Raw genomic sequence first — 21,648 nt, forward strand, 5'->3', positions numbered from 1 at the left:
CCTCACGCCACCCGCAGGCCGTAGCCCACGCCGCGCACGGTGTCCAGCAGCGCCGCGTCGTCGCCGAACTTGCGGCGCAGGTTCTTCACGTGGGCGTCCACGGTGCGCTCGTCGGTGCCGCGCTCCAGACTGCCCAGCGCCGCCAGGAGTTCTGCCCGTGACCGCACCACCCCCGGTTCGCGGGCCAGCAGCGCCAGCAGCCGCACCTCGGCCACCGTCACGTCCAGCGCCGCGCCGCGCAGGGTCACCGTGAAGGCCGCCGTGTCCACCACCAGCGGCCCGGCATGCAGCGCCCCCGTGCCCTCCTGCCCGCCCCCCGCGCGGCGCAGCACGGCCTTCACGCGCGCCACCACCTCACGCGGCGAGTACGGCTTGACCACGTAGTCGTCGGCCCCGATGCCCAGGCCCAGCAGCCGGTCGATCTCCTCGTCCCGCGCGGTCAGCATGATGATCGGCACGCCGGACTCGGCCCGCACGCGCCGCGCCACCTCCAGCCCGTCCAGTTCCGGCAGCATGAGATCCAGCAGGATCAGGGCCGGGCGGGCGGCGCGCCACAGCTCCAGCGCCCGCCGCCCGTCTGCGGCCCGCTCGGTGTGGAATCCCTCCCGGCGCAGGTACACCTCCAGGATGTCGGCCAGCCGGGGTTCGTCTTCCACGATCAGGATGGTGCTCATGGGGGCTCCTGTGGGTCAGAGGGTCTGACGGTCTCAAAGTCTAAGGGTCGAACAGTGGAGGCCCAACCGATCGCGTCCGGCTGTTCGACCTTTAGACCCTTCGATCCTCAGTCCCTCACAGCTTCAGGTCGCCGTCCTGGGCGGGCTGCTGGCTGGGCCGATCCGGGCGCGGCTGGCCCTCCAGGGTGCGGCGCAGGGCCTCGTATTCGTCGGCGTTGATCTCGCCCTTCGCGTAACGTTCGCGGGCGATGTGCAGGGCGCTGTCCTGCCCGGCGGTGGCGTTCACAAAGCGGTCGCGCCCGCGCCGGAACTTCTCGCGCATCTCGGCGGCCATCTCCGAACGGGTGTCCGGGCCGTCTGCTGCCCAGCGCCGGCGCAGATGGCGGCCACGCTTGAAGAACAGGAAACCGCCGATCAGCAGCAGCGGCAGCAGGAAGCCGGGGCCGTGGTGGTCGCGGTACTGGGGCATGGGGCCGTAGCCGTAGGGCATGGTCTGCACCTGGCCGTAGACCTGGGCAGGTAACTGGGCAGCGGGCGGGTTGTTGATGATGACGTCCATGTTCATTCACTCCTTGTGTCGGTCGCAGGGGACTTCCCTGCCTGGAACAGACCTTAGATCCACGCCCGTGAAGCGCGGGGGGAGCGCGTGTGAACGCCGTGTGAATGACACACTGGGCCGGTGATCCGCCCCGTGACCCCTGCCGATGCCGACCACATCGCCCTTCACCGCTACCCGGACGAGACGGATGCGGAGGAACGTCCGGTGTACGCGGCCTGGGTCGCGGGCGCCCTTGAGGACGGGCGGTACGTGGGATATGTCGTGGAACACGGCACCGACGTCATCGCCGGGGCGGGCCTGACCGTGCTGGAGTGGGGGCCGAGCCGGGGCGACCCGCAGCCGTGGCGGGGCCGGATCGTGAACGTCTGGACGCACCCGGACTGGCGACGCCACGGACACGCCCGCAGACTCGTGACCGCCTGCCTGGACGCCGCCCGTGACCGGGGCATCACTCGCGTCCACCTGGGCACCAGCGATATGGCGCGTGGTCTGTACGCGGCGCTGGGATTCCAGTCCTCCAGCACCGAGATGTGGCTCGTCCTTCCGGCAGACTGACGCCATGACCGCCTTCAAACGCGCCTTCACACAGGCCACCGCCCGCTATGGCCGCTTCAGCCACCCGGCGCACCTGTACGTCGCGTGGACATTGCTGCGTGACCTGCCCGTGCTGGAGGCCCTGGTCGAGTTCCGCCTTGGCCTGCTGGCCCTGGCCGAACGCATGGGCCTGCAAGGCAAGTACCACGAGACCCGAACCGTGGCGTGGATGCTGCTGGTGCTGGAACGCCTGGACAGATCGGAGGACTGGGAGACGTTCGAGGTGCGTAACGCCGATCTGTTCGATGTGATGCTGCTGGAGCGGTTCTATGCGCCGGACGTGCTGGACAGTGACGCGGCGCGGCTGGGGTTCGTGGTGCCCCATCAACGCGCTGAATCCCCTTGACTCTCAGGTGGCCTGAGACTTCACACTGCGGGCATGAACGCGCCGCCTGAGCCCCTGCTCTCGATCGGGCAATTTGCCCGGCAGGTCGGGCTGAGCGTGTCCGCCCTGCGTTTCTATGCCCAGACTGGGCTGCTGCTCCCGGCGCACGTCGATCCGGACAGCGGGTACCGCTATTACTCGGCATCTCAGGTCGCTGCCGGGCAGCAGATCGCGGCGCTGCGGCAGCTGGAGGTGCCCCTGGACGACCTCGCGGAGGTCATGGGTGCCGGGAAGGTTCACGCGGCCTCTCTGCTGGCCCGACACGAACAGCGGCTTTATGACCGCTTTCAGGTGCAGCGTCAGCTGCTGCGGCGTGTGGGCGACCTCATCGACGGCCACCGAGCCCTGCCAGAGGTGGTGGTGGACTACGCCACGTGGCCCGCCCAGCACGTCCTGAGTCTGCCGAACAGTGCATCGGCCGCCGGGTTCGACGGGATGTACACCTCGGCCGTGGCCCGGCTGCGGGCGCTGGTGCCTGTGGGCGAGGTTGCGGGACAGGACTTCGGTCTCTACCACGCGGGCGAGTACCTCGGGGGGCCGCTCCAGGTCGAGGTCTGCCTGCCGGTCGCCGGGCCGCAGTCCGTGCCCGCCCCGATCCGGCTGCTGCACCTGCCCGTCACTCCGGTGGCGTCCACCATCCATACCGGCGACTGGACGACCTACAACCTGACGTTTGCCGCTCTGCACGCTGCCGTCGGGGCGGCAGGCCATTCAATGCATGGCTCGTTCACCCGTGGGCACCGGGCCGGTATGGAACTCGGCCTGCTGCTGGGCTGACCACACCAACCCTCCGACCATTTCCAGACCCCGGTTCGCCGCCGGGAGAGGTGACCCATGCCCCTGTTTCTGCCGCCGCCTGCCCTCGTGACCGCCCCCTGGACGCTCCAGGCCACGGGCCTGAATCCCCACGCTCCCGTCACAATCGACGCGCAGACGACCGACCGGCACGGCGAGCGCTGGCGCTCTCAGGCCGTATTTCAGCCGGAGGCATCGGGCGTGGTGGATGTAGCCCGGCACGCCCCGCTGTCGGGCAGCTACGCGGGCACCGATCCGCGCGGCCTGCTGTGGAGTCTGCGTCCCCGGACAGACCTGATCCCAGCCATTTTCGAGACCCCGCCGGACGGCTACGAGGTCGCCGTGCAGCTGTGGCAGGGGGGCCGGCTGCTGGAAGAAGGCCGGACGTTTCGGCAGACCCGTCGGCCCGGTCTGGAGTCCGTGGACGTGCGGCAGAGTGGTCTGCACGGCACGCTGTTCTGCCCGCCCGCCGAGGTGCCCCTGCGCGGCGCGGCGCTCCAGCTCGGCGGCTCGGAAGGGGGGCTGTCTCCGGCAGTGGGCGCACTGCTGGCCAGCGAGGGCTTTCTGGTGCTCAGCGTCGCGTACTTCGGGGTGCCCGGCCTGCCGCCGTCGCTGATCAACCTGCCGCTCGAATACTTCCACCGGGCCATCTCATTCCTGCGATCCTGCCCGGAGGCGGCCGGGCGACGCATCGGCATCACGGGGGCCTCGAAAGGAGCCGAGGCGGCACTGCTGCTGGGGGCGACCTACCCGGACGAGGTGGGTGCGGTGGCGGCGTTCGCCCCGTCCGGCCTGGTCTTCGAGGGCATCGACCGCGTGGGCTCGCACCCGCCCGGTCAGCCCAAGTCCTCATGGTCGCTGGGCGGTCAGCCGCTTCCCTACCTGCCCTACCGCGTGGACTGGGGGGCCGTCTTTGCCGGGCCGCCTCCGATCCGCCTGACACCCGCCCATCAGGACGCCCTCCACGGGGCCGATCCGGGCACCGTGGCGGCGGCGACTATCCCCACCGAGCGCATCCGTGGCCCGGTGCTGCTGGTCAGCGGCGGCGACGATCAGGTCTGGAACGCCCATGAGCTGAGCATGGTCGCGCAGCAGCGGCGCGACGTGGCCGGGCGGCTGACGGAGCACCTCACCGATCCCCGGGCAGGGCATGCCCTCAGCGTGCCGGGGTTCCCCACCTTCATCCGTACCCCCTGGACAGCGCTGGGCGGCACGGACGAGGCCAATGCGCGGCTCCAGTTCCGTGCCTGGGAGCGGACGCTGGACGTGCTGGGCAGCGTGTGGCTGGAAGAGGGGTGACCCGCACACCGACCGGAGGAGAGCTGTGCCCGGTCGCGGATCTGCCGGGACGCCTGCTCACACCACCGATCCGTCATGTAGTCAGCCGATCCAGTGTCATGATCAGCTCTGCCCTGACCGTCCCCTGACACTGCGCTGAAGCCAGCGTGACGGAGTCGCCACAAACTGCGCAGTGTGACCACCCAGAACAAGACCGAGACCAGCGCGTGGCACCGCCTGCTGGAGACCCGCCTGACCCGCCGCAGCGCTCTGGGCGGGGCCGCCGCCACCGCCGCGATGGTCAGCCTGCCCCTGACGATCGCCGAGGCCAGCACCAACAACGGTGCGCCAGCCACCGTTGACCCCAAGAAGGTCAAGCCGCAGACGGTAGCTCCCTTCCGGCCCATCCCGGTCGGGTCGGCCGACGCGCTGACGCTGCCCACCGGCTACCGCTCGCAGGTGCTGGCCCCGTGGGGCGAGGTCTTCACGGCAGATGGCCGCGAGATCGGCTTCAACCACGACTATGTGGGCTACTTTCCCATCGACATGCTGGAAGGCGGCCAGAGCAGCACCGAGGCCCTGCTGACCATCAACCACGAGTACGTGAACGCGATGTACGTGGGCGGCGAGACCAAGGAACGCACCCCCGCGCAGATCAAGGCCGAGATGCAGGCCATGGGCGTCAGCGTGGTGCGCGTGAAGAAGGACGGCGGCCGGTGGACGATCGTGCCGGATCCCCGCAACCGCCGGATCGACGCCCTGACCGACATCGAGCTGACCGGCCCGGTGCGCGGCACGGCCGCCGTGAAGGGCGCGACCATGGTGAGGGGCACCGTGGGGAACTGCTCGGGCGGCCAGACGCCGTGGGGCACGCTGCTGACCTGCGAGGAAAACGTGGACGGCTACACCAAGTCCTGGGCCGGCAGCGGCTACGAGGCCATGCACCAGGGCTGGGTCACCGAGATCGATCCCTTCGACCCCGCGTGGACGCCGAAAAAGCGCACCGGCATGGGCCGCTTCCGGCACGAGAACGTCGCCGTGACCGTCGCCAAAGATGGCCGCGTGGTCGGCTACATGGGCGATGACATGCAGGATGCCTGCGTGTACAAGTTCGTGTCGCGCGGGAAGTACGATCCCCGCAACCGCGCCGCCAACCGCGACCTGCTGACCGACGGCGACCTGTACGTGGCGAACTTCGGCAACGGCACGTGGGTGCTGCTCGACTACGACAAGACCAAGGGCCTTCAGGAGGCCAAGGGCGCCGACGGCAAGCCGCTGTTCACCAGCCAGGCCGACGTGCTCGCCGACGCCCGCGCCTCGGCCCTGGCCGTGGGCGGCACCCCGGTCGACCGCCCCGAGGACATCGAGATCCACCCGCGCACGGGTGAGGTCTACGTGGCGCTGACCAACAACTCCAAGCACGGCAACTACTTCGGCCAGATCATCAAGTTCCGCGAGGACGGCGACGACTGGGGTGCCCAGAAGTTCCTGTGGGAGGTCTTCGCGGTGGGCGGCCCCCAGAGCGGCTTCGCCAGCCCCGACAACCTGGTCTTCGACCCCTACGGTAACCTGTGGATGGTCACCGACAACTCCGATCTGGCGACCAACCCGATCAAGGCCTTCCACGGCAACAACGCCATGTTCTTCTTCGCCACCGAGGGGCCGGACGCCGGCAAGGCCCACCGCTTCGCCATCGGCCCGGTCGATGCCGAGATGACCGGCCCGGTGTGGTCGCCTGACGGGAAGACGCTGTTCCTGTCGATCCAGCACCCCGGCGAGGACAGCGAGAGCCTGGACAGGCCGCGCAGCACCTTCGCCGCGAAGTCCGGCACCAACGTACCGCGCCCCACCCTGGTCGCCATCGAGGGCTTCCCCGGATGGAAGGCATGACCGCCGGTTCCGGCTCTGGGCTGCCGCCCGTCAAGGCCCCGTGGATCGTGGGCCGCACGCCCCTGCTGGAGCACGCCGTCAGCGACTTCCTGAACGAGGTGACCCGCCAGCGGCCGTGGAAACGTGCCCGCTGGGAGGAGCTGCTGGAGGCTCTGGACGAGTTCCTGGGCAGCCCGGCCCCACTGCTGGCGTACACCCGCGCCACGGGGGCGGCGTGGGTGCAGGCCCTGCACGAGATCGAGCGCGAGGACGCCCAGGAGCTGCTGACCGAGTTCCGCGCCTACCTGCGCGAGTGGGGCTGGCTGGACAGCGCCCGCCCCGTGAACGTGGCCGACTGACGCTAAATCGGCCGGCCCTTACTTCCGGCAGCCGAGGCGCACGCGCAGACTGGGCGTGGGGGTGGTGTAGGCCGCCTTCACGCCCGTGGCTTTCAGCACGGCCGGGTCGATCTCCACGAGCAGCTTATCTGCGCCCGTCAGCTTCGCGGAGGCCGCCGAGTCAGCGTAGAACGCCAGTGTGAAGGTGTTCCCGGCCCCCTGCGCGATCTTGCGGTACAGCACGTCCTGCACGGTCTCGCTCTCCAGCGTGCTGCCGTCCTGAAGGATCAGCTGCAGGCCCTTCACGCCGGTGTTCTGCCCGTCCGTGGTGACGGCGCTGCCGTTCTTCCAGTCGAGGGTCACCTCGTAGCCCTTCTGCTGCCCGCCGTAGCGCTGGGCCGGTTTCACCGAGCGCACCGTGACGCGCCACAGACCGTTGAACAGCGTGTCGCCCACGCAGCCCTCCAGCGAGGCCCGCTGGTTGGCCCCGCCCGGAGCCGTGGCCGCCGCGCCGGTGCCGAGGGTCAGCGTCTTGCCCTGCACGCTGCTGGGAATCCCGAGGGTCTTCAGCGCCGACAGTGGCACGTAGGTCTGCCCGTTCACGGTCACGGCCCCGGCGGCCGAGACCTGGCCGTTCACGACCAGCGAATACGTCTGCGCGGCAGCGACCGGCGCGGCGTTCACGGCCAGGACGGACAGGGCGGTGTGGATGGACTTCATGGTGGACTCCTTGATGGTCACCGCTCAGCGGATGCGGCGGATCGTCTGGCTGGTGCTGTCGGACACGTACAGCCGCTTGCCGTGGTACGCGAGGCCCACCGGCTCATCGAAGGTGGCGGCGTTGATGTTCCCGTCGGCCGCGCCGGCGACGCCGCACAGGCCCGCAGCGGTGCTGACGGTGCCGTCCGGGATGATCCGGCGGATGCAGTGGTTGCCGGTGTCGGCCACGTACACCGTGCCGTTCTCGTCCACGGCGATCCCGCTGAGGCGGCCGAACTGGGCCTCGCTGCCCTTCCCGTTCCTGAAGCCGGTCGTGCCGGGCGTGCCGGCCACGGTGCTGACCTCGCCGGTTGCGGTGATTCTGCGCACGGTTACGTAGTCCGTCACGTACAGGTTCTCCTGACGATCCATCGCCAGCCCCGACGGCGCGGTGAAGCGGGCCGCGCCGCCCACGCCGTCCGCGCTGCCGGACTGCCCGGCGACCCCTGCCAGCGTGCTCACGGCCGCACCGTAGATGCGCCGCAGGGTGCGGTTGCCGGTGTCGGCCACGAAGACCTCGCCGGTGCGCGTGTTCGCCACGATGCCGACCGGGCGGTTGAACTTCGCACTGGCGACCGGGCCGTCGGCCGCGCCGCAGGCGTAGGGCTGGCCGGCCACGGTCACGGCCTTGCGGTTGCCGTTCAGCGGGTACGCGGTGAGCTTGCGTACCACGCAGCTGTCGTCCTCTGTCCAGTACGCATACGCCTCGTAGGCCGGCGAGTCGTAGCCCACGGCGATGCCCTGCGGGGCACGCACCTTCGCGGTGGTCGCGTCCCCGTCCACGCTGCCGCTCTCGCCCCGGCCGATGGCGGTGCCCACGGGGTCGCCCGCGTACCCCACCTGCGCGTAGCGGATGTTCTCGGTCAGGCCGGCGATGTACAGCAGCACCTCGCCGTTCGTTGCTCCCGCCGCGCCGGTCGCGGCCAGTCCTACCGGGTAGTTGAAGGTGGCCGCGCTGCCCGGCCCGTCCTTGCTGCCGCGCACGCCCACCTGCCCGGCGATGGTGTCCACCGTCGTGAACATCAGGGTCGGAGTGGGCTGTGGCGTCGGTTTCGGTGTGGGCGTGCTGCTGGAGCCGCTGCACGCGGTCAGGCTCAGTGCGGTCAAGAGGGCAGTGGCGCCGGGTGTGCGGATGGTCGGCATGGTCATGACGGGGCTCCTGGCCGGGTGCGGCCACGGCCGGAATCTCGGCCGGATGATCGGTGCGGTCGGTGTCGGGCGTGCGGTGTGTCCCCCTCCTTCACGGTTCAGGGTGGGGGAGGCCGGGTCACGGGCCGGTCAGGGGAATGGGTGGTTGTGCCGCTGGCGATCCGACCGCCGTCCGAAGGACATCGCAGCTCCCATGACGGGCGTTCAGGAAGGCGCTGAACGCTCTCTGCTGTGCAGCTCTGCGAGTCCGCTCGGTCAATCTCAAGATCAACTCCGACCTACTTAGTTCTCGGTGGCCCCTGCTCTGGCGGGCGGCGCTATCCTGCCCGTCATGTCGTACCAGGCGGTCATCGGCCTCGAAGTTCACCTGCAGCTGAAGACGCGCACCAAGATCTTCAGCGCGTGCCCGCAGGACTACCACGGCGCGGAGCCGAACACCTTCATCGACCCTTTCACGCTGGGGCTGCCCGGTGCCCTGCCGACCCTGAACCGCGAGGCGGTCGAACTCGCCATGATGTTCGGGCTGGGCCTGAACTGCGACGTGTCGGGCTTCACGCAGTTCCACCGCAAGAACTATTTCTACCCGGACGCGCCCAAGAACTTCCAGCTCTCGCAGTACGACCGGCCCATCGCGCGGGACGGCTATCTGGACGTGACCGTGGAGGGCGGCGGGGTCAGCCGCGTGCGTATCAAGCGGGCGCATCTGGAAGACGATGCGGGCAAGCTCACGCACCCGACCTACGCGCCGTACTCGCTGCTCGACCTGAACCGGGCGGGCTCCAGCCTGCTGGAGATGGTCACCGAGGCCGACATCACGGGCGCGGCGCAGGCACGGGCGTTTCTGGAATCCGTGCAGGCCATCGCGCAGGCACTGGGGGTCAGTGACGCCACGCCTGAAGAGGGCAAGATGCGCTGCGATGTGAACCTGAGCCTGCACAAGCCCGGCGAGCCGTGGGGCACCAAGTGCGAGGTCAAGAACCTCAACTCCTTCCGCAGCGTGGCCCGCGCCATCGAGTTCGAGACCGTGCGGCAGGCCCGGATTCTGGACGCCGGCGGCCGGATCACCCAGGACACCCTGGGCTGGGACGAGGGCGGCCAGAAGACCTTCGTGATGCGCACCAAGGAGGGCGAGGCCGACTACCGCTACTTTCCCGAGCCCGACCTGCCGCCGCTGGACATCACGCCCGAGTGGATCGCCCGTGTTCGTGCCCGCATGCCCGAACTGCCCTCGCACAAGCGGGAGCGTTACCTCGCCGCCGGTGTCCGCGACTCCGACGCGCAGACCCTGAGCCTCAGCGTGGCGCTGTCGCGCTTCTACGACGAGGCGCTTTCCGCCGGGGCCGATGCCCAGAAGACCGATGCCCAGAAGCTCGCCAACTGGCTGCTGGGTGACGTGGCGGGCGCACTCGCCGCGCAGGAGCAGGGCATCGCGGACTCGGCCCTGGTGCCCGCGCACCTCGCCACTCTGGTGCGCCTCATCGACGACGGCACCATCAGCGGCCGGATCGCCAAGGATCTGTTGCCGGACGTCATGGCCGGACATGATCCCGCCGCCCTGGTGCAGGAGCGCGGCCTGAGTGCCGTCACCGACACGGACGCCATCGACGCGGCCATCGACGCCGCGATGGCCGCCGACCCCGCCACGGTCGAGAAGGTGCGCGGTGGCAATGCCAAGGCCATGAACGCCCTGTTCGGCCCCGTCATGAAGGCCACGGGTGGTACGGCCCGGCCCGAGATCGTCCGCCAGCGCCTGACCCAGAAGCTCGGGCTGTGACGCGCCCCGCGTGGCGCTCGCTGGCCCTGACGGCCCTGTGGGCGCTGGTCGTGGCGACCTTCGCGCTGGCCGCGTATTCGCTGTACCGCGCCGGCAGCCTGGACGAGGTCTCGGTGCTGGAGGCGCTGCGCTCCATCCTGGCGGGCCTCGTGCTGACGTGGTGGACACAGGTGTTCACCCGCTATACGCTCTCTGAGGCCGTCCCCGACACCGACGGCGTGCTGCGTTCGCTGCGGATCATCCTGCCGTGGCTGACTGCCCTGCGGCTGGCGATGTTTCTGCTGCTGCTCCTGGCGCTGGGATCAGGTCTGGCGGTCACGGCCAGCCCGGTCGCCGTGACGGCCCTGGTCACGGTCAGCGCGGGCTTCATCTTCGCCAAGAACGCCGTGTTCGGCACCCTGGCACGGTGGGCACCCACGCCCGGCGACGTCGCGGGCCGCGTCCGGCTGGTGCAGTGGCTGAACACGGCCGCCGCCCTGAGCCTCGCGCTGGGTGTGGTCAATGTCGTGCCGATCGCCGGACTGGGCAGTGCCGAGAACATCGACATCGCCGCACGGGTGGTCTACGGCCTGCACGCCCTGCTGGACACAGCGGCCATGCTCCTGAGCCTGAAAGCCGTACAGGACATCACCGCCCCCTGAGCGGGGAGAGTGGTGGAAGTGGCTCGGTGTGGAGCCCTGGGCTGGGATGCGGGCTTGAGAGTGCGATCACGATCGAGTTTTAGCCTCTCTCCCTTGAGGGGGCAGGTTGGGAGGGGGTGAGCGGGCAGAGCGTCCCAACCGGCGAATACTGGTTGCTCCCGTGACGATGGAATGAAACTGTCCGAACCGTTGTCGATGCAGCCGATTGATCTGCACGTCAGGCGTCTCGAGGCGAACCAACATCGCTGTGCCTACCGCCGGCGAAGGTGCTCTCCGTCAGAACGGTTGTTGATTCTGGTTCACCGCTGCCTCACGCCGTCCATCCGTGCTCGTAGCAGTAGGCCCAGTCCTCGCGCGGTTCGGCGGACTTGATGATCGGATGCTTCTGCGCGTGGGCGTGGCGCGTGGCGTGACGGTTCTTGCTGGAGTCGCAGCAGCCCACGTGGCCGCAGGTCATGCATACCCGCAGGTGCACCCAGGTGTCGCCCAGCGCCACGCACTCCAGGCACACGTCCGCCTCGGGCGTGACCGGCCCGGCATTGTGCTCGGCGTGGTCGCATTTGGCCTGCTGCGTGGCGCTCAGGGTCACGGGCGGGTGGTCGGCCAGGTGCCGCGCGATGTCGGCCCGCGTGACCTCGGGCGGCGTGATCAGGTCGAGGATGCCCGCCACGACCTCTTTCTTCGGGCTGAGGATGTGCTGCGCTCCCAGCGCCTGGAGGCCGTGGAAGCCCTCGCTGGTGGTCGCCTGCGTGATGATCGTCAGATCGGGCGCGACGCTGCGGGCCACGCTGACGGCCCGGCCGGTCATCTCGGTGTCGTCGTCCGCGATCACCAGGGCGCTGGCCGAGGCGATGTCCAGCTCGCGCAGCAGGCCCGCGCGGGTGTAGTCCGCGATCAATACGGGAGCGCCCCGCCCCTGGAGTTCGCTGGCTCCGTCCGGACTGCGCGTGATCACCGAGTAGGGTTTCCCGGCGCGGCTCAGCGCCCGCGCCGCCAGCCGGGCGTGCGCTCCGTATCCGGCAAAGACGACCCGGCCCGCGACCGGCAGGCCGAGCGGCGGGGCATCTCCGTCCGGGGCGGCGGATGGCGAGGCGTCGCCCGGCACGGGAAGGGGAGACGGCAGCCGCGCCGTCAGCACCCCCGCCAGCGATGACAGCGCTGGCGTGAAGGCCATGAGCAGCACGGTCGCCGCGATGAACACGCCGCTGCCGCGCTCGCCCAGCCCCGCGAAGCTCAGGCCCAGGGCGGTGCCGCTGACCGCGAGCACGAATGAGAATTCCCCGACCTGTGCCAGCCCGAAGGCGACGGGCAGGGCGGTGCGGGTGCGTTCTCCCAGCAGGCGCACGCTCACGAAGGTCACGACCACCTTCAGCACCGCGATCAGCAGCGCCGCGCCCAGCACCAGCCCCAGGTTCCCGACCAGAAACCGCAGGTCGAGCTGCAGCCCCACCGACAGGAAGAAGGCCGCGCTGAACAGGATCTGGAGGGGCAGGATCTCGCCCATGGCCTGCGCTCCATAGCGGCTCTCGCTGACCAGCAGGCCCGCCAGGAAGGCCCCCAGCGCGAGGCTGACCCCGGCCAGCGCAGTCAGGCTGGCGGTGCCGAAACACAGCGCCACGACGGTCAGCAGGAAGATCTCGGCGCTGCACGTGCGGGCCACGACCTCCATGACGGGCGGCACCAGCCGCCGGGCGGCGATCAGCACGAAGGCGATGATGCCCGCCGCCTTCGCCAGGGCCAGCAGCACGCCGCCCATCCCGCCCCCCTGTCCGGCCAGCATGGGGATCAGCAGCACCATCAGCACCACGGCCAGATCCTGGAAGATCAATATTCCCAGGCTGACCTGCCCGGTGCGCGCATTGGTCTCGCCGCGTTCGCCCAGCACGCGCATCACGATGGCCGTGCTCGACAGCGCGATCAGGCAGCCGGTGAACACCGCGTTCTGCGCCCCGACCCCGAAGGCCAGCAGGGCACCGGTCACGGCCGCAATGGTCAGACCCACCTGAAGCCCGCCGCCCAGGAAGATCAATCGCGCTATCCGTCCCAGCCGTTCCAGGCTGAACTCGATGCCGATCGTGAACAGCAGCAGCATGACCCCGACCTCGGACGCGGCCGTGATCAGCTCGGGGTCACGGATCAGGCCCAGCGCACCGGGGCCGGCCAGCACGCCCGCCAGCAGGAAGCCGATGATCGGGATGAGCCGCAGCCGGAACGACGTGTACGCCGCCAGTGCCGACACGCCCAGCAGCAACGTGAGCTGGAGCAGGAACTCCGGGGGGCCCGTATGGGCCTCCGGCGCGGCGGCGACTGCGGAGCCTGCCGCCAGCATCGCCAGGATCGGAAGTCGTGGGATCATGCCCCAGCATGACGCACGGGGACAACCCCCGTCAGGGAAGCGCGTGCCATTCAGGCCCTGCCACGCCAGGGACAGCCCCCGCGGCGGCCTGGCCCGTAGAATCCCCGTCATGGCCGTGACCGTCCGTGGACAGCAGGTGACCTTCACGCCCCCGCCGGGCGCGGTGGGCCTGATCGGAGATATGACCGACTGGCGCAAGCGTGAGCCGCTGCCGGTGGTGGAGGGCGAACCGATCGTACTGACGTTGCCGCGTGGCGCGTGGGTGGAATATGCGTGGGTCGACGCGGCCGGGGAGGCCTTTGCCGATCCCGACAACGACCAGCGCTCGCTCAATCCGTGGTGGCCGTATCCCCGCGCAGCGGTCGTGGGTGCCTACACCCGGCACCCGCTGTGGCGGGGCGAGGACGCCACCCAGAAGGGCACCGCGCACCGCCTGACCTGGCCCGGCGAGGTCTTTCCGGGCACGCGCCGCGCCGTCGTGTACACGCCCCACGGGCACGACCCCGCCACGCCGACCCCGGTGTACTACGTGCAGGACGGCGTGGCCTTCTACCGCACCGGCCGCCTGGGCGACGTGATGGATCGTGCCGCCCAGCGCGGCCTGATTCCTGGGGCCGTGCTGGTCTTCGTCGAGCCCGGCGACCGCAGCGCCGAGTACTACCTGAATGACCGCTATCTGGACTTCCTGACCGCCGAGGTCTTCCCCCGTGTCGAGGGCGTGCACGTCACGCCGTCCGTGCGCGGCCTGTGGGGCGCGAGCCTGGGCGGACTGATCAGCCTGCACCTGGGCGCGGCGCACCCGGAGCTGTTCTCGCGCGTGGCGAGCCACAGCGGGGCCTTCATCGCCCGGCCCGGCGCGACCGACGCGGCCGGGGTGATCGACACGACCACGGCGGGCGAGTGGCTGGCGGGGCAGCTGTCGGCCACGCCACCGCGCCACCTGAAGACCTCGCTGGACACCGGCACGCTGGAATGGCTGAGTGGCCCGAACCGCCGCATGGCGGCCCTGTTCGCAGACCACGGCCTGGAGCACCAGTACCGTGAGTATCCCAGCGGCCATAACTGGGTGACGTGGCGCGAGGCCCTGCCCGAGGCGCTGCTGTACCTCCAGGGCGGCTAGGCGGTTTATCCTCACCCACAAATGGCGTCCACACGGCATAGTGCCCGTGTCCATGCGACCCACACTGCGCGTTTTCATGCTGGCGCTGACCCTGTCGGGCGGCGCAGGAGCCCTGACCATGACGTACCCGAACAGCACGACCATCCTTCACGAGCAGGCCGCCGACTGGGCCGGGGCGGATGTCCGGGGCGTGCAGGTGCAGGCCGGGGCGCTTGGGCTGCCCCCCGGCGCGGTGTCGGGCACGCTCACGTCGGCTCCCGTGACGGTGGCGGCCTTCGACGAACTCGTGCCGTCGTGGAACGCCGTGACGCCGGCCGGCGGCAGCGTGAAGATCGAGGTGCGGGCCCAGGTGGGCGGAGCCTGGTCGCGCTGGTTCAGCTTCGGCACGTGGAGCAGCGGCGGTGACCGGGCCAGCGTGGACGGCCAGAAGGACGCTGCCGGACAGGTGCTGACCGATACGGTGCGTCTGACCCGCCGCGCGACCGTGTATCAGTACCGCGCAACGCTGCGGGGTGCAGGGACGGTGGTGCGTCTGCTGGGCTTCAACACCGCTGACCGTGCGAGGTTCACGGCCGGGCTGGGGCAGCCGGGCAACCGCGCGTCGTGGGGCAAGGTCGTGGACGTGCCCCGCCGCTCGCAGATGATCTACCCGGACGGCGGCGAGGCATGGTGCAGTCCCACCAGTGTGTCGATGATCCTGGCGCACCACGGGGTGAATGTGACGGTGCCCCAGGCCGCCCGCGGCACCTTCGACCGCGTGTATGACGGCACTGGCAACTGGCCGTTCAACACGGCGTACGCCGGTGCGCTGGGCCTGCGCGCGTTCGTGACACGCCTGCCGAATCTCGCGGCGGCCGAGGTCTACACGGCGGCCGGGCAGCCGCTGGCCGTCAGCCTGGGCTGGAAGAAAGGCGAGCTGCCCGGTGCCCCGATCGAGAGCAGCAGCGGTCACCTGATGGTGCTGGTAGGCTTCGATGCGCAGGGCAATCCCGTGCTCAACGATCCGGCGGCCCCCGACAACGCCAGCGTGCGTCGCACCTACCCCCGTGCCGCCTTCGAGAAGCTGTGGCTCACGCATTCGGGTGGACTGAGTTACGTTCTGTTACCGAAGTCAGATTAAGGCCGCGTGTGCCCCTGATGGGGGAAATCTCACAGGCCTCTACTTGAAGTAGTCTGACAGAACTATGACAGACACCGAGGGGCCGTTTCCGCACCGGGAGACCGGGTTTGCGCTGGTGCTGTCGCTTCTGTTCACGGGCATCGTGCTGATCATGGTGGCGAGCACCGCCGCCTCTCTGGCGGGCGGCAGCCGGCGTGGCGGCGTCGACGAGCGCCGGGCATTCCAGGCACTGCTCATCGCCGAGAGCGGGATCAACAGCCTGCCCCGAAAGGCCGGCGAGTACGTCCGCACGAAGCCGTTCACCGGCTCGACGGTGGCCGAGCTTCAGATCTGGCTGACCGGGTCGAGCAGTGTGACAAACGCGGGCGGCCTCCGGGGGTACCTCGCCGCGACCGCGCCCGCGACGGGTAATGCGGTGTCGGCCCTGACCGCCCTCACAGCGACGACCTTCACGGCCCAGTCGACCGGCACCGACGGACAGGCCACCAAGGTCGTGCTCCACGACTTCGAGATCCGGCCGCGTCTGCTGCCGCCGGGCCTGCGGCCCAACTCGGGCATCATCTCCCGGCCCCGGATTCAGGCGGGGGGCAGTTCCAGCGTCACGACCGAGTTCAGTCCAGCTGTGACCACGGTGGTAGGGAACAACGTCTCCAACGGATCGACCGTGACGGTGCCGGTCGCCTCCACGGCCGGCCTGGAGACCGGTGACTACGTCACTATCAGCGGCTCGACGTACCGGGTGACGGCGCTCACGGCCAGCTCGATCAGCGCGGCGCGGGTGATCAGCGCGGCCACACCGCCGTCCAAACTGAGTGGTGACGTGGGCCTGGTGCTCAATCCCGTGACCACGGCCCTCCCAACCGTGTCCGCTGCCGGACAGACGGTGTTGCACACCCCGACCGTGACCAGCTTCCGCGTGGGTGAGACCATCACCGTGGGCCAGGGTGTGTCCAGCCGCCGGGCCACCGTTCAGGCGCTGGACGCGGCGGCCGGCACCCTGAGCGTGACGTGGGTGGCCGGTGCACCCACCACCGTGGCCGAGGGCACCGCCCTGACCCGTGACGTGACCGCCATGAGCAGCGCGGGGCAGGTCACCATCGAGCCCAGTGCGAAGAACAAGCAGAACAACTTCTACGGCTACACCGGTGGAGTCAAGACCAACGACTGCACGACCAACACGTCGTGCAGTGGCTCGGACAACGCGGCCCTGGCGGCGGCCAGCGGGTCGGAGTTCACGCGGCTGCTGCTGGGCCTGACCGACGCCGAGCTGAACGATCTCGTGCCGCTCACCCCGGCCCCCTCCAGCCCCCTGCCGAACAACACCAATGTCGGCATTCTCCGGATCGCGGCCAATGACTACCAGAAGTTCTTCAAGAGCAACTCCACGTACAGCGGCATCATCATCGTGGACGGCGTGATGACCAGCAACGTCACCGGCACGACCATTCATGGCCTGGTCTACTTCCGGGACGACGTCGAGGGCACCTTCAACGGCAGCGCCACGGTTTACGGAGCCATCGCGGTGCGCGGCGGAGCACTCAACGTCAACAACGTCCTGAGCGGCAATCTGAGCGTTCACTACGACGCCGTGACCCTCCAGCAAATCTTCACCACGGCCAGCGGCAGCCGCCAGTACGCCCCAGTCGCCGGCAGCTGGAGGCAACATTGACGCCCCACGCCACGACGTCGCTGTCCCAGCCCAGCGCGGGCGTCACGCTCATCGAGCTGCTGATCGTGATCGCGATCCTGGGGATCCTCCTGGCGCTGGGGATGGTCAACTATGCCCGCTGGCGGGCCAGTTCGGCCGTCATGCAGGGTGCCCAGGAGTTCGCGCAGGCCGTCCGCACCACCCGCAGCGGGGCCAAGCGGGCCAATGCGTGCTGGCAGATCGCGCCTGTCTCCTTCACCGCCAGCAACACGGAGTACCACGTCCGGGAGTACAGTGGCCCCACGTGTCCGGCCACCGCCGTCACGCTGCTGCGCACCCGCACCTTCAGCATGCCGCCCGGCACCCTGCTCGTGCGCGTCAGTGCGGCCGGCACCGTGTCGACCACGCCCTCCACCATCAATTTCGTGCCGCCGTACGGGTCGACCGACGGCGCGGCCGACACCTTCAGGGTGCAGTGGGCCAGTGATCCGTCGATCTCCCGAACCGTGCGCGTGACCGGGGTGTTCGGCAAGGTGATCCTGCGGTGAACGGACACACGGGCGGCCTCACGCTGGTCGAGGTGATCGTCTCGATCGCGATCTTCACGGTGCTGTCCATGGCCGTGCTGGGGTCGATGCCGGGCATCCTGAAGGTCAATCGCCAGACCCGCGACGACCAGGGGGTCACGGTGGCGGCCAAGGCCTACCTGGAGAGCGTCCGCGCCGGGTTCACCGATCCGGCGGTCACGGTGAATCCGGCGACGGGCACGCAGGTCACGGCCGGGCAGACCACCTTCGATGCCGGCACGCTCCCCGCCGTGCCCGAGTCCAGTCGCATGAACGGCTATACCTGCACCACCGCCCTGGAGGCGCAGCTCACCAGCCCGCCCGAGACCGGTGAGGTCACCATGGTTCGGCGACTGACCCTGACCTGCACGCAGACAGACCGGCCCACCCAGACCTTCGTGGCGGACTACGCGAGGCCGCTGTGACCCGGAGGTTCGCTCACGCGGATCGCGGCCTCACGCTGGTCGAAGTTCTGGTCGCCATGGGGCTGCTGGGCATCGTGCTGCTGCTGGTCACGGACTGGCAGACCCAGACCCTGACCCTGACCGCCCGGACGAATGCCCAGGCGGATCAGCTGGCCGAACTGAACGACCTGAGCGGCTACCTCGGCGACCGCATCCGGTCGGCGGCCCAGGTGCGCCTGAGCGGCTTCACGGTGAACGCGGCGTCAGCCGTGAACAACGGAAAATGCGACACTACCACGCCCTGCGTGGCGGTTCTGTCGCTGGAGGAGGACGCCGATCCCTCGACCTCCCCGCCCACGATCACGCGCCGCTGGTTGCGGCTGGTCTACCGGGTTGAGCCCCGCGCCACGTGGACCGGGGCCGACAAGGTGCCGGACACCTGGGCCGATGACCCGGACAACGCCGTCCGCGTGCTGCGCGAATACCGCGACAGCTGTACCGAGGTGAGCGGCGGCACGTGCAGCGTGACCGGCGGCAGCCCGGCCATCACGGTCGCGGCGTACCGGGCGGCATTCACCAGTGCGGCGTTCAGCGGCATGAGTCCGGCCCTGGTGGCCGATTACCTGACGGCTGTGGATCAGGCCGGAACCGCGATCGTGCCCTTTGCCCTCACGGCGGCTCAGCCGGTGGGCGCGGCCAATCCGGTGATCCTGACCTTCCAGTCCGTGCGGAACGTGCGCGGAACCGTTGCGTACACGCCGGGGGCCGGGGCCTATCGCCTGTCGGTGCAGGCGCGGAACGTGCCGTGACCGGTTCCAGCTGAGCGCACGGGGAACGGCACGCCATACGGACTCCGTCTAATTCCCCGAGTCCGCCCTGTCTCCCACTCCCTTGATCGGATTTCCCCCCGCTTTTAGCGGGATGGGTCGGAGCCCGTATCCCTGCACTACACTCCGCGCCATGGACTTTCCGACCTCCTGCCCCGGCTGCGGCTCCGAGAACCGGGTGGAGTTTGCGGACAACAGCGTGCACGACGTCACCTGCGCGCGGTGCGGAGCGCGGTACTGCGTGTTCCTGCGCAAGCAGAAGTTCGAGGTGCTGTTCGACCTGGGCACCCGCGCCCTGATGGACGGCTACGCGCGCGAGGCGGTGGCGAGTTTCTCGGCGGCGCTCGAACGCTTCATGGAGTTCTACGTGCGGGCCACCACACTGGAACGCGCTGCAGGTTCCGACATGGATTTCGTGGCGGCCCTGGACGCGCTGGACGGCACATGGCGGCACGTGGCGAGCCAGTCGGAGCGGCAGCTGGGCATGTTCGCCCTGGCGTACCTGCTGCGCGAGGGCCGTGAACCGGACTTCCTGACGCCCAGGGGCCTCGGCACCGACTTCCGCAACCGCGTGATCCACCGGGGCTCGCTGCCCACCCGCGCCGAGGTCGAGGCCTACGCGGCAGCGGTCTTTGCCCTGATCGACCGCGTGCTGACCGAACTGGGGCCGGGGGCCGCCCACGCCGAACTGGCCCAGGAGCAGGCCTTCGCCGCGCACGTGGCCGCCCTACCCGACGGCGTGACGGTGGTCTTCGAGGAACACCCTGGGATGTTCCGAGCCCGGCGCTTCGGGGCCCCCGCCCCACAGCCCAAATCCCCCAAACCGGCCACCGGTGGCCGCCCCGTGAACGATGCCCAGGCCTTCCAGACAGCGCTGTTCCGGCGGGCCCTGGAGGAGCGTGGACCGCAGCTGGAGCGCTTCAAGGGGCAGGCCATGCGGCGCGGTTCCTGACAGCTGATCTACCGGAACGGTCGGCTCCTTCCCTAGACTGGGCCATGGATCGAGCGGAGCGCAGAACACACACCGGGGCAGATCGTCGGCGGCTGGTGCGGGTGGCCCGGGGCCACGAGGACGGGGATCTGCTGATCCGGGGGGCCCAGGTCGTCCAACCGGCCACTCGCGAGATCTACGCGGCCGACGTGCTGATCGCCGACGGCCGCGTGGCGGCCCTGGGCAGCGGCTTCCGGGCTGCACAGGTGATCGAGGCGCAGGGAGCCTTCCTCGCGCCGGGTTTCATCGATGGGCATGTCCACATCGAGTCGAGTCTGCTGACCCCGGCGGGCTTCGCGCGGGCCACGCTGCCACGCGGCACGACCGGTGTGGTGGCCGAGCCGCACGAGGTCGTGAACGTGCTGGGCGTGGCGGGCCTGGAGTGGATGCTGCGGGCCGGGGCATCGTCGGGGCAGCGGGTGTGGGCGTCGGCCCCGTCGTGCGTGCCGGCCAGCACCTTCGAACTGGGTGGAGCGCGGGTAGGCGCGGCCGAGGTGGCGGGCATGCTGCGGGTGCCGGGCGTGCTGGGTCTGGCCGAGATGATGAACTACCCCGGCGTGCTGGGTGGCGACGCTGAGGTCTGGGATGTGCTGGAGGCCGGGCAGCGTTCGGGGCTGCGGCTGGATGGTCATGCGCCGTGTGTGACCGGCCGTGACCTGATGGCCTACGCGGCGGCGGGCCTGCACTCGGATCACGAAGCGACCACGCCGGAAGAGGCCCGCGAACGTCTGCGGGCGGGCCTGTGGCTCATGGTGCGCGAGGGCTCGGCGGCACGGAACCTGGATGCCCTGCTGCCGGTGCTGCGCGAGCGGCCCCGCCGCGCGATGCTGGTCAGCGACGACGTGAGCGTGGACGAGCTGCTGGAACTGGGGCATCTGGATCGCCTGCTGCGCACCTGCGTGGCGGGGGGCCTGCACCCGTCAGACGCAGTCGCGCTGGTGACGTGCAACCCGGCTGAGTACTGGGGCCTGCATGATTGTGGACTGGTCGCGCCGGGCTACCACGCCGACCTCGTGCTGCTGCGCGACCTGAGCGGCTTCGAGGTGCTGGAAACGTTGGTCGGCGGCGCGCCGGCGGTCGCGGGCGAGTCCACCCCGGCGCTGGGCGGCGGTGGAGTCGACCTGGGAGCCGGGTGGGCGTCGGCCGACTTCACGGTGCCGGACGCGTGGCCCGTCATCGAGGTGCGCGGGGATCAGATCACCACCGGGGTGGGGGCACCGGGCAGCGGCGACGCGCGGCTGGTCGTGGCCGACCGCTTCGGGCGCGGCCAGTGGGCGACGTGCTGGACGTCGGGCAGTGGGCTGCGCGGCGGGACACTGGGGATCAGCGTGCTGCACGATGCCCACCACGCGGCGTTTCTGGGCGGCACCGACGACGACATCCGCGCGGCTGGGCGGGCGCTGGAGGCCCTGGGCGGCGGCGTGGTGCTCGTCGAGGGGGGAGAGGTCCGGGCCGCACTGCCGCTGCCCTTCGCCGGCCTGATGACCGATGCGCCGCCGGAGCTGGCGGCCGCGCGGCTGGGCGAGGTGACGGCGGCGGCCCGCGCCCTGGGCTGCACGCTGCCCTATCCGGTCACGACCGTGAGCTTCCTGGGCCTGACCGTCATCCCCGCCCTGAAACTCACTCCGGGCGGCCTGCTGGACGTGACGGCATGGCGGCTGCTGCCTGACTGAGTGCGGTGAACCGCGTGGGGGACGCCGGCGCGGCACGTGAACCACCCGGCCCGAAACCACCCATTCGGGTGACAGCACAATGAGAAAAAAATAAAATACTCTACATCTTCTGCCGTGGGCTCCGGGTA

Annotated in this window: 21 protein-coding genes; 16 read left to right on the forward strand and 5 right to left on the reverse strand. The window is 69.9% G+C overall.

Translation table 11 applies throughout. From position 1 onward, the window contains the following. Positions 1-2: 2 nt before the first annotated feature. Together U2P90_RS08615 and U2P90_RS08620 are read right to left on the reverse strand one after the other, a co-directional pair. A complete protein-coding gene (locus U2P90_RS08615) occupies positions 3-674 on the reverse strand; it encodes a response regulator (protein ID WP_322474593.1) in 672 nt (223 codons plus the stop codon). A 115-nt stretch (positions 675-789) separates the two neighbouring features. Next, a complete protein-coding gene (locus tag U2P90_RS08620) occupies positions 790-1,239 on the reverse strand; it encodes an SHOCT domain-containing protein (protein ID WP_322474594.1) in 450 nt (149 codons plus the stop codon). A gap of 114 nt (positions 1,240-1,353) precedes the next feature. Between U2P90_RS08620 and U2P90_RS08625 the strand changes: the two genes are divergently transcribed. The 6 genes from U2P90_RS08625 (at position 1,354) to U2P90_RS08650 (ending at position 6,513) form a co-directional block, all read left to right on the forward strand. After that, positions 1,354-1,788 carry a GNAT family N-acetyltransferase gene (locus U2P90_RS08625; protein ID WP_322474595.1) on the forward strand — a complete coding sequence of 145 codons (435 nt, stop codon included), beginning with the start codon at positions 1,354-1,356 and terminating at the stop codon, positions 1,786-1,788. Between the two features lie 4 nt (positions 1,789-1,792). Continuing rightward, on the forward strand, positions 1,793-2,173 hold the full coding sequence (locus tag U2P90_RS08630) for a hypothetical protein (protein ID WP_322474596.1): 381 nt from the start codon (positions 1,793-1,795) through the stop codon (positions 2,171-2,173). Positions 2,174-2,206: 33 nt separating this feature from the next. Then, the gene (locus U2P90_RS08635; protein WP_322474597.1) at positions 2,207-2,989 is read left to right on the forward strand and encodes a MerR family transcriptional regulator; all 783 of its coding nucleotides are present in this window, start codon (positions 2,207-2,209) and stop codon (positions 2,987-2,989) included. A gap of 57 nt (positions 2,990-3,046) precedes the next feature. Further along, positions 3,047-4,306, forward strand: coding sequence for an acyl-CoA thioesterase/bile acid-CoA:amino acid N-acyltransferase family protein (locus U2P90_RS08640; RefSeq protein WP_322474598.1), 1,260 nt, complete (start codon positions 3,047-3,049; stop codon positions 4,304-4,306). A 174-nt stretch (positions 4,307-4,480) separates the two neighbouring features. Further along, the gene (locus U2P90_RS08645; protein WP_322474599.1) at positions 4,481-6,175 is read left to right on the forward strand and encodes a PhoX family protein; all 1,695 of its coding nucleotides are present in this window, start codon (positions 4,481-4,483) and stop codon (positions 6,173-6,175) included. After that, a complete protein-coding gene (locus tag U2P90_RS08650) occupies positions 6,172-6,513 on the forward strand; it encodes a hypothetical protein (RefSeq protein WP_322474600.1) in 342 nt (113 codons plus the stop codon). The genes U2P90_RS08645 and U2P90_RS08650 overlap by 4 nt, the downstream gene beginning before the upstream one ends. Positions 6,514-6,531: 18 nt before the next feature. On the opposite strand, the gene U2P90_RS08655 is transcribed toward U2P90_RS08650, so the two are convergent. Both U2P90_RS08655 and U2P90_RS08660 read right to left on the reverse strand, forming a co-directional pair. Then, entirely contained in the window at positions 6,532-7,212 is a 681-nt protein-coding gene (locus U2P90_RS08655; RefSeq protein WP_322474601.1) for a hypothetical protein, read from the reverse strand. A 24-nt stretch (positions 7,213-7,236) separates the two neighbouring features. After that, positions 7,237-8,400, reverse strand: coding sequence for a hypothetical protein (locus tag U2P90_RS08660; RefSeq protein ID WP_322474602.1), 1,164 nt, complete (start codon positions 8,398-8,400; stop codon positions 7,237-7,239). A 331-nt stretch (positions 8,401-8,731) separates the two neighbouring features. On the opposite strand from U2P90_RS08660, the gene gatB reads away from it, so the two are divergent. Together gatB and U2P90_RS08670 are read left to right on the forward strand one after the other, a co-directional pair. Further along, on the forward strand, positions 8,732-10,174 hold the full coding sequence (gene gatB, locus U2P90_RS08665) for an Asp-tRNA(Asn)/Glu-tRNA(Gln) amidotransferase subunit GatB (RefSeq protein WP_322474603.1): 1,443 nt from the start codon (positions 8,732-8,734) through the stop codon (positions 10,172-10,174). After that, positions 10,171-10,815, forward strand: a complete 645-nt coding sequence (locus U2P90_RS08670) for a hypothetical protein (RefSeq protein WP_322474604.1) — start codon at positions 10,171-10,173, stop codon at positions 10,813-10,815. Before gatB ends, U2P90_RS08670 begins: the two co-directional genes overlap by 4 nt. Before the next feature lie 310 nt (positions 10,816-11,125). Here U2P90_RS08670 and U2P90_RS08675 read toward each other — a convergent pair whose 3' ends face one another. Then, positions 11,126-13,171, reverse strand: coding sequence for a cation:proton antiporter (locus U2P90_RS08675; RefSeq protein ID WP_322474605.1), 2,046 nt, complete (start codon positions 13,169-13,171; stop codon positions 11,126-11,128). Between the two features lie 109 nt (positions 13,172-13,280). Between U2P90_RS08675 and U2P90_RS08680 the strand changes: the two genes are divergently transcribed. The 8 genes from U2P90_RS08680 (at position 13,281) to U2P90_RS08715 (ending at position 21,520) form a co-directional block, all read left to right on the forward strand. Beyond that, positions 13,281-14,291, forward strand: coding sequence for an alpha/beta hydrolase (locus U2P90_RS08680; protein WP_322474606.1), 1,011 nt, complete (start codon positions 13,281-13,283; stop codon positions 14,289-14,291). Between the two features lie 76 nt (positions 14,292-14,367). After that, on the forward strand, positions 14,368-15,411 hold the full coding sequence (locus tag U2P90_RS08685) for a peptidase C39 family protein (protein ID WP_322474607.1): 1,044 nt from the start codon (positions 14,368-14,370) through the stop codon (positions 15,409-15,411). A gap of 64 nt (positions 15,412-15,475) precedes the next feature. Next, entirely contained in the window at positions 15,476-17,080 is a 1,605-nt protein-coding gene (locus tag U2P90_RS08690; RefSeq protein ID WP_322474608.1) for a hypothetical protein, read from the forward strand. After that, entirely contained in the window at positions 17,077-17,607 is a 531-nt protein-coding gene (locus U2P90_RS08695; protein WP_322474609.1) for a pilus assembly FimT family protein, read from the forward strand. Before U2P90_RS08690 ends, U2P90_RS08695 begins: the two co-directional genes overlap by 4 nt. Next, positions 17,604-18,050 (forward strand): prepilin-type N-terminal cleavage/methylation domain-containing protein, encoded by a 447-nt coding sequence (locus U2P90_RS08700; protein WP_295817549.1) that lies wholly within the window; start codon positions 17,604-17,606, stop codon positions 18,048-18,050. The genes U2P90_RS08695 and U2P90_RS08700 overlap by 4 nt, the downstream gene beginning before the upstream one ends. Then, the gene (locus U2P90_RS08705; RefSeq protein ID WP_295817552.1) at positions 18,047-18,838 is read left to right on the forward strand and encodes a prepilin-type N-terminal cleavage/methylation domain-containing protein; all 792 of its coding nucleotides are present in this window, start codon (positions 18,047-18,049) and stop codon (positions 18,836-18,838) included. Before U2P90_RS08700 ends, U2P90_RS08705 begins: the two co-directional genes overlap by 4 nt. A 151-nt stretch (positions 18,839-18,989) precedes the next feature. After that, the gene (locus U2P90_RS08710) at positions 18,990-19,808 is read left to right on the forward strand and encodes a hypothetical protein (RefSeq protein WP_322474610.1); all 819 of its coding nucleotides are present in this window, start codon (positions 18,990-18,992) and stop codon (positions 19,806-19,808) included. Between the two features lie 44 nt (positions 19,809-19,852). Next, a complete protein-coding gene (locus U2P90_RS08715) occupies positions 19,853-21,520 on the forward strand; it encodes an adenine deaminase C-terminal domain-containing protein (protein ID WP_322474611.1) in 1,668 nt (555 codons plus the stop codon). Positions 21,521-21,648 lie beyond the last annotated feature (128 nt).

The organism is Deinococcus sp. AB2017081, from assembly GCF_034440735.1.
Classification (GTDB): Bacteria; Deinococcota; Deinococci; order Deinococcales; family Deinococcaceae; genus Deinococcus; species Deinococcus rufus.